Consider the following 14,678-nt stretch of genomic DNA (forward strand, 5'->3'; position numbering starts at 1 on the left):
GGCGGCTAAAGCCGCCTTCGGCTCAAACGCTCTTCATCCACTTCGCCAGCCGGTGCGCCGCTTCCTCGATCTGATCGAGGCGGCGGTGGAAGCACAGTCTGAGGAAGGCCTCGCCGCCGGGACCAAAGGCCGTGCCCGGCGCCAGGCCGACATTGGCCTTGTCGACGATCTCGAAAGCGGCCGCGCGCGAATCGGTGATGCCGTCGACGGCGAAGAACAGATAGAAAGCGCCCTGCGGCACGGTGAACCGGGCCCGGCCGGTGGCTCCGAGAATGCCGCAGACCAGGTCGCGTGCCTTCCTCGCCCGCTCCACCTGCTCGGCGACGAAGCCATCGCCCTCGTCGAGCGCGGCGATCGCACCGCGCTGCATGAATTGGGCAACACCCGAGTTCGAATACTGGATCAGGTTCTCGAACACCTGCTGCAGGCTCGGATGCGTCTTGATCCAACCGACACGCCAGCCGGTCATGGCCCAGTTCTTGGAAAAGGAGTTGACGAACAGGATGCGGTCCTCCGCCGTCGCGATGTCGAGGAAGGACGGCGCACGGCCATGGCCATAGTGGAACAGCGAATAGATCTCGTCGGCGATGATCCAGAGGTTCTTCGCCCGCGCAAGATCGAGAATCGCCTGCAAGGTCTCGCGATCGGCGGTCCAGCCGGTTGGGTTCGAGGGCGTGTTGATGAACAGCGCCCTGGTGCGCGGCGTGATCGCCGCCGCTATCTTCTCGACGTCGCAGGACCAGCCATTGCCGGAGTTGTCGAGCGTGACCGGCACCGGAACGGCTCCCGATATCGCCGCTGCAGCATCGAAATTCGGCCAGGCCGGCGACAGATAGATAACCTCGTCGCCGGCTCCGGCCAGCGCGTCGAGCGCCAGCTGGATGGCATGCATGCCGGAGCCGGTGACGATGAACTGCTCCTCGGGGAACGTCCTGGCGAAATGCCTGGCATAATAGCGGGCAAGCGCCTGCCTGAGGTCAGGAATACCTTTCTGCCAAGTGTAGAAGGTCTCACCATTGGACAATCCCCGAGCAGCGGCGTCGGAAATGAAGGCCGGCGTCGGCAGGTCGCCCTCACCCGCCCAAAGCGGGATCAACCCCTCGCGCAGGCGGCCGTAGTTGACGACGGCGACAATGCCGCTTTCAGGTGCCGCGCGGGCTTCGGCGCGCAAGCTGTCGATCAATGTCATGGCGGGTCTGTTCCGGTCTCAAGCGTTGGTCAGCGCTCCTTACCAGATGCGAAAACAGAAAACCCCGGCCGCGAGCGACCGGGGTTTTGGTCCAGCAATGGCAGGCCGAGTTATTTCCTGGCGAGCAGATCGCGGATCTCGGTCAGCAGGGCGACATCGGCGGGGGGCGGCGCGGCGGCTGGCGCGGGCTTCTCGGCCTCAAGCCGACGGCGCAGATTGTTCACCGCCTTGACCATCAGGAAGATGATGAAGGCGAGGATGATGAAGTTCAGCACCACGGTGATGAAACTGCCATATGCAAAAACAGCACCTTGCTTTTTGGCGTCCGCAAGCGAGGTGGCGTTGACGGCCGAGGAAAGGCCGAAGAAATAGTTGTTGAAGTCCAGACCACCGAAAATCGCGCCGACGATCGGCATGATGATGTCGTTGACCAGCGAAGTGACGATCGTGCTGAAAGCGCCGCCGATGATGACACCGACGGCCAAGTCCATCACGTTACCCTTGGAAATGAATTCCTGGAATTCTTTCAGCATTTCGACCCTCCTTGTCATGACCGGTCGCGCTGCCGTTCCGTCCTTCGGCATCGACCGTGGGCACAATAACAAAAACCTGAAGTTGCAACATGGGTAAAAGGGAGAAAGCAACCGCTTTCTCCTTCCCTCACGTCAACCTCCGGAAGTCGCGCCCTTCATGCGCCCAAAGCCGCGATGGACTTGGGGCCCAAGCTGTGATTGCGTTCGGACAAGCCGGATAAAAAAGGCGGCGAAGGAGGAAATTCCAGGCGTGCAGGGCTTGTTCATCGTCATCATCGCGATCGCCTATGTGACGCTGCTGTTCGCCATCGCCAGCCTGGGCGATCGTCGCTCGGCCATTTCAGGGCCGGGCCGGGCAAGGCCGCTCATCTACGCGCTCAGCCTGGCGATCTACTGCACCTCGTGGACCTTTTTCGGCTCCGTCGGCCTCTCGTCCGAACGCGGCCTCGAATTCCTCGGCATCTACACCGGTCCGGTGCTGGTGTTCGTGTTCGGCTTTCCCCTGCTCAACCGCATCGTACGGCTGGCCAAGACCGAGAAGATCACTTCGATCGCGGACTTCCTCGGCGCGCGCTACGGCAAGAGCTTCACCGTCGCGGCGATCGCCACGCTGATCGCCACCATCGGCGCGGTACCCTATATCGCGCTTCAATTGAAGGCGATTTCCGGCTCGGTCAGCTTGATGGTCGAGCACTATACGGGATCGCCACCCTCCTTCGATCCGTTCGTCAGCGACATCTCGCTGGTCGTGGCGATGCTTCTGGCGTTGTTTGCCGTGCTGTTCGGCACCCGCCATGCCGACGCCACCGAACATCAGGACGGGCTGGTGCTGGCGGTGGCGGTCGAAACCGTGGTCAAGCTCGCCGCCTTCCTGGCGATCGGCCTGATGGTCACCTTCCTGATCTTCGGCGGCCCGGGCGACATGTTCGCCAAGCTGGCGCAAAACGGGCAGGTGCGGCAGGCGATGGGCTACAACACCTCGCTTGCCACCTGGCTGGTGCTGACGGGCCTCAGCGGCTGTGCCATAATCATGCTGCCGCGGCAATTCTACGTCACCATCGTCGAGAACCGCGGCGAGGCCGAGCTGCGCACAGCGACCTGGGTGTTTCCGCTCTATCTCGTGGCGATCAACCTATTCGTGCTGCCGATCGCGTTTGCCGGCCTGTCGCTGGTCGGCACCGGCACCAGCAGCGATCTCTACGTGCTGTCGCTGCCGCTGTTCAGCGGCCACGACCTGCTGGCCATGGCGGCCTTCATCGGTGGGTTGTCCGCGGCAACGGCCATGGTGATCGTCGAAAGCGTGGCGCTGTCGATCATGATCTCCAATGACCTCGTCATTCCACTGTTCGTGCGCCGCCTGCTCAAGACCTCGACCTTGGAGACCGAAGACTGGTCGACGCTCATCCTCAACGTGCGGCGCGGAGCGATCTTCATCCTTCTGTTCATCGCCTTCCTCTACTATCGCGAGAGCACCAACAGCGCGCGGCTGTCGTCGATCGGCCTGATGTCGTTCGCGGCCATCGCGCAATTCGCGCCGGCGCTGATCGGCGGGCTGATCTGGCGCGGCGCCAACGGCAGGGGTGCCGCGCTCGGCATGGTCGCCGGCATCCTTGTCTGGAGCTATACGCTGCTCTTGCCCTCGCTTGTCGCTCCCGACACCGACATCGTCGTGCATGGGCTGTTCGGCTTCGAGGCACTGCGCCCGCAAGCCCTGTTCGGTACGGTGGCCGAGCCGCTGAACCACGGCGTGCTGTGGAGCCTGTCGATCAACGCGGTGTTCTTCGTGCTCGGCTCGCTGTCGCGCGCGTCGGTGCCGCTGGAGCGCATCCAGGCATCGATCTTCGTGCCGCGCGACGCCGGCCCGATGCCGAGCCTGCGCCGCTTCCGCACCGCCATCACCGTCAATGACCTCAAGGACACGATCGGCCGCTATCTCGGCGTCGAGCGCACCGAGCGCTCTTTCCAGTCGTTCGAGAGGACCAACGGCACCTCGCTGCACGGCAAGGAGCAGGCGAGCATGGACGTCATCCGCTTCTCCGAGCAGCTTTTGGCCAGCGCCGTCGGCTCCTCCTCGGCGCGGCTGATCCTGTCGCTGCTGTTCAGGCGGCATGACCGCGAGTCCCGGGATGCTTTCCGCCTGCTCGACGACGCCACCGAGGCGCTGCAGCACAACCGCGACCTGCTGCAGATCGCGCTCGACCAGATGGAGCAAGGCATCACTGTCTTCGACAAGGACTTTCGCCTGATCTGCTGGAACCGCCAGTACCGGGCGCTGTTCGATCTGCCTGACGAAATGGGCCAGGTCGGCGTCTCGCTCGACCAGATCTTGCGCCACCTCGCCGAGCGAGGCGACATCCCCGCCGACCAGCGCGTGATGACGCTCAACCGTCTGACCAGTTTCGTCAGCCCCTGGCAGATGGAGCTGAAGACCAGCGGCCGCATTCTCGAACTGCGCTCCAACCCGATGCCGGACGGCGGTATCGTCGCCACCTATGCCGACATTTCCGGCCGCGTCGAGCAGGATCTGGCGCTGAAGCGCGCCAATGAATCGCTGGAGCAGCGCGTCAAGACCCGCACCATCGAGCTGACCCGGGTCAACGAGGAACTGGCGCAGGCGCAAATGCTGGCCGAGGAGGCCAATCTGGGCAAGACGCGCTTCCTCGCCGCCGCCGGCCATGACATCCTGCAGCCGTTGAACGCTGCCCGGCTCTATTGCTCCTCGTTGATCGAGAAAGCCGGCAAGGGTCCGGCCGGCAAGGCCGCGGTCAACATCGAATCCTCGCTGGAATCGGTCGAGACGATTCTCGGCGCCGTGCTCGACATCTCCCGCCTCGATGCCGGCGCGATGAAGCCGGACGATACCGCCTTCAACCTCGACGGATTGCTGCGACAGATCGGCAATGATTTTCGACCGATGGCCGCGGAAAAGAAGCTCGGCCTGACGATCATGCCGTCTTCGCTGACGGTGGTGACCGACCGCAATCTGTTGCGCCGCCTGATCCAGAACCTTGTCTCCAATGCCATCAAATATACGCGCCAGGGCCGCATCCTGGTCGGCGTGCGGCGACGCGGCGAACTGGCGGAAATCCAGGTGATCGACACCGGTATCGGCATTGCCGGCGACAAGCTGAACACGGTCTTCCATGAGTTCACCCGGCTGGACGAAGGCGCGCGCGAGGCCGAAGGCCTCGGTCTCGGCCTCTCCATCGTCGACCGCATCGCCCGGGTGCTGCGCCTGGAAATCCGTATTTTCTCCAATCCGGGCAAGGGCACGCGTTTCTCGGTCATACTGCCGGTGGCGGCTGTGGCGGCGCCGCAGCGCGAGATCGAGAAAGCACCAGCCCATGCCGCTTCCTCGCTTGCTGGGCTGACAGTACTTTGCATCGACAATGACGCGCGCATCCTCGACGGCATGCGTCTTCTGCTCGAAGGCTGGGGGTGCACCGTCGACACCGCTTCCGGATCAGGAGAGCTCCCGCGGCCTGGCGCGCGCAGGCCCGACATCGTGCTTGCCGACTATCATCTCGACGGCGTCACCGGGCTCGACGTGATCAGGACCCTGCGTGCGACCTGCGGCCAGGATCTTGCGTGTATACTGGTGACCGCCGACCGTTCCAACGAGGTGCGCGCGGCGGCCAGCGAACTCGACGTTCCGATGATCAACAAGCCGCTGAAACCGGCGGTGCTGCGCTCGATGATGGCCAGGGTCAGGCCGATGGCGTCGGCCGAGTAAGATCAGGTCTTACTCATACGCACCGCCTGGTAAGCACTATGCCAGGGCCTTCGAGATATCGTTCGCGGTCTGGATTGCCAGCGGAGCAAGACCTTTCGCCGCGGCAGGCGGGGCCGACGCCACCGCCTCGATGTCGCCGCGTCTTGGCAGGGCGAGCTATCTCGGCGAGCGGGCAGTCGGCGCGCCGGACGGCAGCGCCGCGGCCGTTGCGATCTGGATGCGCGCGATCGCACAGGCGATAGCCAAGCAAGGGTGACAGACAAGGCTGAACAATAACCTGGAGCGCATCGCCTGAATCCGTTGCCACGCCGTCACTCAGTGCGCCGGCTGCAACGGATCGCTGCCGATCTTGGACAGCAAGATAACCGCCTGGGTGCGGCTGTCGACGCCGAGCTTCTGCAGGATGGCAGAGACATGCGCCTTGACCGTCGCCTCGGAGACGCCGAGTTCGTAGGCGATCTGCTTGTTGAGCAGGCCCTCGGCCAGCATGCCGAGCACGCGGGTCTGCTGCGGGGTCAGCGCCTGCAATCTTTTGATCAGGTCCGATATTTCGGGGTCGCGCTCGACGCCGAGATCGACGCCAACCGGAGCCGCTATGTCGCCGGCCAGCACCGACTGCACGGCGTTGCGGATCTCTTCCATGCTCGCCGATTTGGAGATGAACCCGGAGGCGCCAAGATCGAGCGCACGCCTTATCGTCGCCGGATCGTCATGCGCAGAGACAACGATCAGCGGCACCGCCGGATGGATACCGCGCAGCGAGATCAGGCCGGAAAGGCCGCTGGCGCCCGGCATCGACAGGTCGAGCAGCACAAGGTCGACATCCTCATTGGCCACGACCAGCGCCTTGGCACTTTCGAAATCGCCGGCCTCGTGGATGGCGGCGACATTGCCGATGCCGGCAAGTGCCTCACGCAGCGCGCCGCGAAACAGCGGGTGATCGTCGGCGATGACGAAAGAATAGCCTGACGGCAAATGTTCCTCCCCGAATCCCGTCGATGATTTTTAGCTTTTCGGGACCAGTCGGACGATTATGAGGGGCCGCGCGCTGTTTTCAAGCGGCAAAGCCGGCACGTCCCATTTTCCTGGTTTGGATGCTCAGGTTTTCTGCGAGTTGAGCTGGGCGCCGTCGCCGCTGTCCTTGTCCATATCCTTGACGATGCCCATGAAGCCTTTCAGGAAGCGCTCCATGTAGCTCATCGTCTTGTTGAAATCCTCCTCGCTCGGGAGCTTCGATTCGAGACGGGCGGAGAGCGAATTCTCCAGCTTGGTGACGCGCTCATCCATTGCCTTCATCGAGGTCTGCAGGCGGTCGACCTCATCCTGGAAGGCGGCGCGTTCATCGGCCGCCATCTTGCAGACGAGCTGGCCCGAGCGCTCCTCGCAGAGCGACATCGCGCCGGTCTGGGTGTCCATGCGGACATAGCCGTTGTCGGATTTTTCCAGCCGGTAGCGATCGGTTTCTTCCGAATAGGCTGATACCGCGATCAGTGAACCGAGTGCGGCGGGGATCAAAATGTGATGCAGACGCATGTTGTCCTCCATGGCCAAGGCCTGAAATATCGCATGTTTGCGCCGGAAATGGGGAAGACCCTTGGCGTGGCCTTCCCCGCACGACTGGTTCGGATTATAGCGCAACCATGTCTCAGTTTATCTACAAGATAACCCCGCAAGCGCTTTGGCGCGAGGCCGAAGCCAATGGCCGCTTTACCGGGGCGCCGATCGATCTCACCGACGGCTTCATCCATTTCTCGACGGCGGCGCAGGTTCGGGAAACGGCGGCAAAGCATTTTTCCGGCCAGTCGGACCTTCTGCTCGTCGCCATCGACGGCGCCGGCCTGGGGCCTGCCCTGAAATATGAGGTGTCGCGCGGCGGTGCGCTGTTTCCGCATCTTTACGGCGTGCTGGAGCTGAAAGCCGTCAAGTGGGTGCGACCGCTGCCGCTTGGTCCCGACGGTACCCACCTCTTCCCGGCGCTGGAGGCCGAATGAGCGTGCTCGACCGGCTCGGCCAGAAGCTGCTGTTCACCTTCGATCCGGAAACCGCGCACGGCCTGTCGATCGCGGCGCTGCGCTGCGGGCTGCCGGTCGGCGCGCGGACGGTGCACGATACCAGGTTGAAGGCCAGCCTTTGCGGCCTCGATTTCCCCAACCCGCTCGGCATGGCGGCCGGCTATGACAAGAACGCCGAGGTGCCTGACGCGCTGCTTGGCCTCGGCTTCGGCTTTGCCGAGGTCGGCACGGTCACGCCGCTGCCGCAGGCCGGCAACCCGAAGCCGCGCATCTTCCGGCTGACGGCGGATGAAGCGGTGATCAACCGGCTGGGCTTCAACAATGAGGGCCATGCGGCGGCCGAAAGACGCCTTGCCGCCCGCAAGGGGCATTCCGGCATTGTCGGCGTCAACATCGGCGCCAACAAGGACAGCACCGACCGCATCAGTGACTATGAGCGCGGCGTCGTCCGCTTCGCCCCCTATGCCAGCTATCTGACGGTCAACATCTCCTCGCCCAACACCCCGGGCCTGCGCAACATGCAGGCGCGCGAACAGCTCGGCGAGCTTCTGTCGCGGGTCATGGCCGCACGCGCCATGGCGTCCGCGCAGCCGCCGGTCTTCCTGAAGATCGCGCCGGATCTGGTCGAGGCCGAGTTGGAAGACATCGCCGCCGAGGTCACCGAGAAGAAAATCGACGGCGTCATCGTCTCCAACACCACGATTTCGCGGCCGCCGCTGCGCAGCACCGGCACGACAAGCGAAACAGGCGGACTTTCCGGCAAGCCGCTGTTCGAACGCTCGACCATCGTAATGGCCAGGATGCGCAAACTGCTCGGGTCGGATATCGCCATCATCGGCGTCGGCGGCGTCGATAGCACGGATGCGGCGCTGGAAAAGATCCGCGCGGGCGCCGATCTCGTCCAGCTCTACACCAGCATGATCTATGCAGGGCCGGCACTGCCGGGCCGTATCGTCGCCGGCATGGCGCGCTTTTGCGAGACGGAGAGCCTGAACTCCATCCGCGCGTTGCGCGACAGCCATCTCGATCGGTGGGCGTCAAAGCCGCTCAGCTGAACGCCGTCCGCAGCCGCAGCCGTAGAATCGCCAGCAGGCTGAAGCCACGCGTCAGCAGGAAGACGTGAAGTGCCGCCCACAGGCCATGATTGCCGAAGGCAGGCGCGAGCGTCAGCAGCGCGACGGTAAAGACGAGAAATGACAGCAGCATCATGTTGCGCATGTCGCGCGACCATGTCGCGCCGATGAAGACGCCATCCATCTGGAACGCCAGAACGCCGCTCAGCGCGGTGAATGCCGCCCAGGGCAAATAGATGTCGGCTACCGAGCGGACCTCCTGCGATGTCGTGACGACGGCGACCAGATTGGCACCAGCCGAGAGCAGCACCAGCGTCGCGGCGCCGGCAAGCCCGAAACCCCAGAACAAGGTCAGACGCACCGCCCGCCGGAAGGGCTGCTCTGCACGTGCGCCGACGGCACGGCCCGCGAGCTGTTCGGCGGCGGTGGCAAAACCGTCGAGGAAATAACCGGCGACGAGGAAGAAGTTCATCAAGACCGCGTTGGCGGCCAGCGTCACCGTGCCGAACTGCGCACCTTGACGCGTGAACAGCGCGAAGGCGGCGAGCAGCGAGAACGACCGGATCATGATGTCGCGGTTGAGCGACAGCATGATCCGGAAGGCGCTCATGTCGAGCAGACGATGGCGCGGCAGGGACGGGGTCGAGCGGAAGCGGAGCACCACGATGGCGAGACCCAGCAGCATGGCCAGGAATTCGCCGGTGACGGTCGCCCAGGCGACGCCGGCAACGCCCCAGCCGAGCTTCAGGCCAAGCAGGAAGCAAAGCGCGATGTTGATGCCATTGAGCACCAGCTGCAGCACAAGGCCGAGCCCCCCCTCGCCGCGCCCCAGCACATAACCAAGGATCGCATAGTTGATCAGCGAGAAGGGTGCGGCAAGCAACCTGATCCTGATGTAGACGCCCATCGCCTCGCTGACGCGCGGCTCGGCGCCCATGAACCACTGCCCACCGACCGCGATCAGCGGTGAAAGCGCTGCCAGCACGATGCCGGCGACGACCGCGATCAGCACGGCGCGCCAAAACACCGCCTGTTCCTCCAGCGCGTCGCCGCGCCCGAAAGCCTGGGCGACGAGACCGGTGGTGCCGGAGCGCAGGAAATTGAAGGTGGTGAAGACGACACTGAACACCAGAGATCCCGCGGCCAGGCCGCCGAGAAGGGCCGCGTCGCCGAACTGCCCGACAACCGCCGTGTCGACCAGGCCGAGCATTGGCGTGGTCAGATAGGCCAGCGTCATCGGCACCGCTATGGCGAGCACGGAACGGTTGGTGACGACAAAAGGTCTGGCGTCGGCTGGGATTGCACCCTTGTCCAAGGGATTGCTGCCTTGCTGATTGATGCTTGATCGAGGAGCCGATGTGCCCCATTTTCCGACCACCGCGCAATCATTCTTCCCGCGATGGCCAACCGAAATCCCGGTCTGGCGCGAGCCCGCCGGATTCCGTTCATGCCCCTGCAGATCGTCCACCATCCTGACTACGACGCCGGCTTCGCTGCCAACCATCGCTTCCCGATGAGCAAGTATCCGCTCCTGATGGAGGCCTTGCGGGCACGCGGCCTGGCCGGACCCGACGCGCTCAACACAGCGGCCCCCGCACCAGCGTCATGGCTGAAGCTTGCCCATGCGGCCGACTATGTCGATCAGGTCATCGGCTGTTCGGTGCCGGAAAAAATCGAGCGTGAGATCGGTTTTCCGGTCGGCCCCCGCGTTTCGCTCCGCGCACGGCTTGCCACCGGCGGCACGGTGTTGGCTGCGCGACTTGCCTTGCGCCACGGCATTGCCTGCAACACCGCCGGCGGCAGCCATCATGCGCGGCGCGCGCAAGGTGCCGGCTTCTGCACCTTCAACGACGTCGCCGTCGCCTCGCTGGTGCTGCTCACAGAGGGTGCGGCACAAAACATCCTGGTCGTCGACCTCGATGTGCATCAGGGCGACGGCACCGCGGATATTCTGGGCAACGAGCCACGCGTGTTCACCTTTTCCATGCATGGCGAGCGCAACTACCCCGTGCGCAAGATCGCTTCCGATCTCGACATTGCACTGCCCGACGGCACGGGCGACGCCGCCTATCTCGAAAGGCTGGGCACGATCCTGCCGGAGCTCTCGGCCCAACTGCGCTGGGACATCGTTTTCTACAATGCCGGTGTCGACGTCCATGCCGAGGACCGGCTCGGCAGGCTGGCGCTTTCCAACGACGGCCTGCGCGCTCGCGACGAGATGGTCATCGGCCATTTTCGCGCACAAGGCATTCCGGTCTGCGGCGTCATCGGCGGCGGCTATTCCACGGACGTGCCGGCACTTGCCGCACGGCATGCCCTGCTGTTCGAGGTCGCCTCGGGTTACGCCTAGCCGTCTGTCTTAATGCAATTCCGAACGGAAAACCGTTTCACACTGTTCCTGGAATTGCTCCAGAGTCACTTCCGATAGTTGGCGATCCTTAGCAAGATGAAGGCCGGCACGACGATCGCGGCACCGAGCAGGATGTAGCCGAGGAAGCGGTCGATGGCATGGAAGCCCAGGTTCCAGAGGTCAATGAAGAATTTCTGGATGCCGTAGAACACATCCATCGGCGACCAGCCGAAGGCATTCATGACAAGGCCGACGAGGAACGACACCACCAGCAGCTTCAGGATCACCCTGAGCGGCGAGTCGCCGAGAAAACGCGTCAGTGCGGACAAGGCCGTCTCCCGATTGAGATGCCCAGACTCACGGGCACCGCCCAGAGATACGTGCTTGCCGGTAATCCATCAAGCCGGCGGGCTCTGTCCGCGGAATCCGATTGACCGCTGCTGGATGCTGCTGGATATTGGCCGCCGAGTTAACCTGCATATCCACCTTACTTATCTGTTTTCTAACCAATTGCCGCTATTGCCATTACAAGAGCGGGAGCCAGGCTTTGGTGGGAACGGGAAAAATCGGCGCGCGCCGCGCGGTCATGCTGTCGGTTGTCGTGCCATGCTATAACGAACGCGATGGCGTGGCCGAGCTTCACCGACGCGTCAGCGCCGCATGCCTTGAGCAAAACGCTTCCTACGAGATCGTGCTCGTCATCGACGGCGCGACCGACGGCACCCGCGAAGCCATTTTCGAACTGGCCGAAAAGGACGACCATGTCGTCGCCATCGACCTTGCCCGCAATTACGGCCATCAGATCGCGCTCAGCGCCGGGCTGGAATTCTGTCGCGGCGAGCGCATTCTCATTCTCGACGCCGACCTTCAGGATCCGCCCGAACTGCTCAGCGCGATGATGGCCAAGATGGATGAAGGCTTCGACGTCGTCTACGGCCAAAGGGTGAAGCGCGACGGCGAAAGCTGGTTCAAGCGGGCTTCGGCCTCGATGTTCTACCGATTGCTCGGCCGGATCGTCGATGTCGAGATCGCTTCGGACTCCGGAGACTTCCGGCTGATGAGCCGCCGTGCGCTCGATCATCTGAACGCGATGCCCGAACGCTACAGGTTCATTCGCGGCATGGTGAGTTGGATCGGCCTGAACCAGGTCGCCTTTCCATACGAGCGGCACCGGCGTTTTGCCGGCACCACCCACTACCCGCTGAAGAAGATGGTACTTCTTGCGGTCGACGCGATGACCAGCTTTTCGATCCTGCCTTTGCGGTTTGCCTCGCTGCTGGGAATGATGTTCGGCCTGCTCGGCATGGTCGTGCTTGGCTATACGCTGTTCGAATGGTCCAGGGGTAACGTGGTTCCCGGCTGGACGAGCCTTGCCGCGATCACGCTGATCATGGGCAGCGTCCAGCTTCTGGTGCTTGGCATCTTCGGCGAATATCTCGGCCGCATGTACATGGAGACAAAGCGGCGGCCGCTGTACTTCGTCAATGAGGTCGTTTCGCGCGACCAGCCGACCAAGGATAGCGACCTGCCCATCCATCGCCTGCAGGAGATGGCGAAAGGGTCGCGCCTGGCTGAGGCGAAGGTCGACAGGATGCAACCGAAACGGCGTGGGCGGCATGCGGTCGGCTCTTCCATCTGATGTCTCGCGGGTGCTGCGCTTTGGAGCTGTCGGGCTTCTCAACACGGCGCTTGGATATACGCTGATCCTGGCCGGGCTGGCGCTGGGCCTTGGCGATATCGTTTCCAATGCGGCAGGTTATACCGCTGGCCTCACCCTTGGTTTCTTTCTCAATCGCCGCTGGACGTTCGGACGTGCAGGCGGCCCCGGCGCGGTTGCCCGATACGCGATGACCTTCGTCGTTGCCTATGGCGCCAATCTGGGCATCGTCATTGCCGCCATGTCAGCCGGCTTCATCGAGAACCCGTTCGTCCACCTGGCGGGAAACTGCCTCTATTCGGTCATCTTCTATCTCGGCTCGGCCCGGTTCGTCTTCGCCGGCGGCGCGGATGATCCTGACGCCTTCGCCGCAACGAATACGAGATGGCCCGGAGCCGTGACATGAACCAGGCCGCAGCAGTCGTGACGGCGACGCCGTCACCCGGAGCCGCAACATGAGCCAGGCCGCCGCAATCGCCATGGCAACGCCTTCGCTGGGCGACGCGCAACGCATCAGGCTGATATTCTGCCTTCTGTGCGCCTGCATGGTTGCTTGTGTGCTTAGCGCCATTGCCAGCGCGATCCTGCAGGATCCCGACAATTGGTGGCAGGTGAAAGTTGGCCTGGACTTCCTGGAACACCGGACGTTTCCGCTTGTGGACCCTTATTCCCATACGTTCGGCGGCCAGCCCTGGATCGCCAAGGAGTGGCTGGGGCAGGTCTTTCTGGCACTTGCCTACCGCGCGGGCGGCTGGAATGGCGTCGTCGCACTGATCATCGCCACCGTCGGTCTGACGGTCTTCCTGATGGGGTGGTTCCTCAGCACATGGCTGAAGCCCATACTGGCGATAGGGCTTACCTTCGTGGTGGCTTTCCTGATCGCCCCGATCTATACGGCACGCCCCCACGTCTTCACCTTGCCGATCATCGTCGTCTGGACGGCAATGCTGTTTCGCGCCGCGCGGGAAGAGAGGGCTCCGCCCCTGTGGCTGCTCATACTCGTCGTCTTGTGGGCCAACCTGCACGCCACCTTCACCCTGAGCTTCGTCATCGCCGCCTTTGCCGGGCTTGGTCTGCTGACGCGCTCGGGCTTGTCGAAACCCGTTCTCCTGGCGAAATGGGTGGCTTTCGGCCTACTCTGCCCAGTCGTGAGCCTGATGCACCCCTATGGCGTGAAAGCCATCCTGGCGACATTCACCGTGGCCTATGGCAACGAGGCGGTGCCACTCATCCTGGAGTGGCGGCCGTTCAATGCCCAGGAGCAGATCTTCGAGGAAGCGGTGATGCTGCTGGCGCTTTTCGGGCTTCTGGTGTCCAGGCTGCGGATCGGCTGGGCCAAGGCGTTGTTCGTCATCTTCACCTTGCATGTCTATCTCACCCATCTGCGATTTGTATATCTGCCCTTCCTGCTGATTCCCTTGGTGATCGCCGTCGAGGTCGCACAGCAATACCCTTCGCTCTCAACCACGACCTGGCTGATGGAAAAGCGTGACGGGCTGGAAAAATTCTTCGCCAGCCGGTTCTACGCGGTCTGCGGCGCCATGGCCGTCTTTCTGGTCGCGGCGGCCGCAATCCTCGGCAGTGCCTACCAGGTGACACCGAGCCCGAAGACATCCGCCAGTGGTGCCCTCGCATTCGCCGGGGATCACCACCTGTCGGGCAACGTGCTGAATTCCTATAATTTCGGCGGCACACTGATCTTTCATGGCATCAAGACTTACATCGACGGCAGGACGGACCAATTGTTCCTGAGCGGTTTCACGAAAACCGACGACGCAACGGGACGCAGCGACGGAAAACCGCTGCTCGAGGCCCAACTGAAGAAATACGCCATTGGCTGGGCGCTGCTTACAGCCGACGACACCCGCATCCCCTTCTTCGCGGAGTTGGGGTGGAAGCGGGCATATGCGGACGATTATGCGGTGATCTACCTGCCCGGCACCTGATTTGCAGCGTCCCGAGGGGCCGGTGCAGCCGGCGCCCAAACCCCGGCATCCGGCTTGACATGGATATTGCAGTGCAGCAAACTTATGTTGCAGGGCACAGTCCATAAAACCATGGGCCACGTTTTCTTGTACGACGGGGACATCGCAGCATGAGGAGCATGTCAGGTTCCGCCGCACGAACCACG

At 63.2% G+C, this 14,678-nt stretch carries 13 protein-coding genes and 1 pseudogene; 8 read left to right on the forward strand and 6 right to left on the reverse strand.

Annotated features, from left to right (window positions below; all coding sequences use genetic code 11):
- Positions 1-22 precede the first annotated feature (22 nt).
- Positions 23-1,189, reverse strand: coding sequence for a pyridoxal phosphate-dependent aminotransferase (locus EB230_RS32015; RefSeq protein ID WP_172374904.1), 1,167 nt, complete (start codon positions 1,187-1,189; stop codon positions 23-25).
- Between the two features lie 110 nt (positions 1,190-1,299).
- Positions 1,300-1,722 carry a large conductance mechanosensitive channel protein MscL gene (mscL, locus tag EB230_RS32020; protein WP_056570493.1) on the reverse strand — a complete coding sequence of 141 codons (423 nt, stop codon included), beginning with the start codon at positions 1,720-1,722 and terminating at the stop codon, positions 1,300-1,302.
- A 250-nt stretch (positions 1,723-1,972) separates the two neighbouring features.
- Between mscL and EB230_RS32025 the strand changes: the two genes are divergently transcribed.
- Both EB230_RS32025 and EB230_RS32915 read left to right on the forward strand, forming a co-directional pair.
- Entirely contained in the window at positions 1,973-5,455 is a 3,483-nt protein-coding gene (locus tag EB230_RS32025) for a PAS domain-containing hybrid sensor histidine kinase/response regulator (protein WP_172374906.1), read from the forward strand.
- 100 nt (positions 5,456-5,555) lie between these two features.
- Positions 5,556-5,711: pseudogene (locus EB230_RS32915) on the forward strand (DAK2 domain-containing protein); the annotation flags it as partial.
- Positions 5,712-5,770: 59 nt separating this feature from the next.
- Here EB230_RS32915 and EB230_RS32035 read toward each other — a convergent pair.
- Together EB230_RS32035 and EB230_RS32040 are read right to left on the reverse strand one after the other, a co-directional pair.
- The gene (locus EB230_RS32035; RefSeq protein ID WP_056570246.1) at positions 5,771-6,430 is read right to left on the reverse strand and encodes a response regulator transcription factor; all 660 of its coding nucleotides are present in this window, start codon (positions 6,428-6,430) and stop codon (positions 5,771-5,773) included.
- A 123-nt stretch (positions 6,431-6,553) separates the two neighbouring features.
- The gene (locus EB230_RS32040; protein ID WP_056570491.1) at positions 6,554-6,988 is read right to left on the reverse strand and encodes a hypothetical protein; all 435 of its coding nucleotides are present in this window, start codon (positions 6,986-6,988) and stop codon (positions 6,554-6,556) included.
- Positions 6,989-7,095: 107 nt separating this feature from the next.
- On the opposite strand from EB230_RS32040, the gene EB230_RS32045 reads away from it, so the two are divergent.
- Both EB230_RS32045 and EB230_RS32050 read left to right on the forward strand, forming a co-directional pair.
- Positions 7,096-7,446 carry a DUF952 domain-containing protein gene (locus EB230_RS32045; protein ID WP_056570244.1) on the forward strand — a complete coding sequence of 117 codons (351 nt, stop codon included), beginning with the start codon at positions 7,096-7,098 and terminating at the stop codon, positions 7,444-7,446.
- Positions 7,443-8,522: a quinone-dependent dihydroorotate dehydrogenase gene (locus EB230_RS32050; RefSeq protein ID WP_172374908.1), complete on the forward strand. Its 1,080-nt coding sequence runs from the start codon at positions 7,443-7,445 to the stop codon at positions 8,520-8,522. The genes EB230_RS32045 and EB230_RS32050 overlap by 4 nt, the downstream gene beginning before the upstream one ends.
- On the opposite strand, the gene EB230_RS32055 is transcribed toward EB230_RS32050, so the two are convergent.
- Complete coding sequence (locus tag EB230_RS32055) at positions 8,515-9,855, reverse strand: MATE family efflux transporter (protein ID WP_172374910.1); 1,341 nt, start codon at positions 9,853-9,855, stop codon at positions 8,515-8,517. The two genes, EB230_RS32050 and EB230_RS32055, sit on opposite strands and share 8 nt — an antisense overlap.
- 132 nt (positions 9,856-9,987) lie before the next feature.
- On the opposite strand from EB230_RS32055, the gene EB230_RS32060 reads away from it, so the two are divergent.
- Complete coding sequence (locus tag EB230_RS32060; RefSeq protein ID WP_172374912.1) at positions 9,988-10,890, forward strand: histone deacetylase; 903 nt, start codon at positions 9,988-9,990, stop codon at positions 10,888-10,890.
- Positions 10,891-10,955: 65 nt separating this feature from the next.
- Here the strand turns inward: EB230_RS32060 and EB230_RS32065 are convergent, their stop codons facing one another.
- Positions 10,956-11,219, reverse strand: a complete 264-nt coding sequence (locus EB230_RS32065; RefSeq protein WP_027047739.1) for a DUF6460 domain-containing protein — start codon at positions 11,217-11,219, stop codon at positions 10,956-10,958.
- Between the two features lie 221 nt (positions 11,220-11,440).
- Between EB230_RS32065 and EB230_RS32070 the strand changes: the two genes are divergently transcribed.
- Genes EB230_RS32070 through EB230_RS32080 form a run of 3 tightly spaced genes read left to right on the forward strand, consistent with a single transcriptional unit; the run spans position 11,441 to position 14,493 of the window.
- Positions 11,441-12,529: a glycosyltransferase family 2 protein gene (locus EB230_RS32070; RefSeq protein WP_246738892.1), complete on the forward strand. Its 1,089-nt coding sequence runs from the start codon at positions 11,441-11,443 to the stop codon at positions 12,527-12,529.
- Entirely contained in the window at positions 12,507-12,953 is a 447-nt protein-coding gene (locus EB230_RS32075; RefSeq protein WP_246738893.1) for a GtrA family protein, read from the forward strand. The genes EB230_RS32070 and EB230_RS32075 overlap by 23 nt, the downstream gene beginning before the upstream one ends.
- A gap of 49 nt (positions 12,954-13,002) precedes the next feature.
- Positions 13,003-14,493 carry a hypothetical protein gene (locus EB230_RS32080; RefSeq protein WP_056570236.1) on the forward strand — a complete coding sequence of 497 codons (1,491 nt, stop codon included), beginning with the start codon at positions 13,003-13,005 and terminating at the stop codon, positions 14,491-14,493.
- Positions 14,494-14,678: the final 185 nt, after the last annotated feature.

It is taken from the genome of Mesorhizobium sp. NZP2234 (genome assembly GCF_013170765.1).
GTDB classification, from domain to species: domain Bacteria; phylum Pseudomonadota; class Alphaproteobacteria; order Rhizobiales; family Rhizobiaceae; genus Mesorhizobium; species Mesorhizobium loti_D.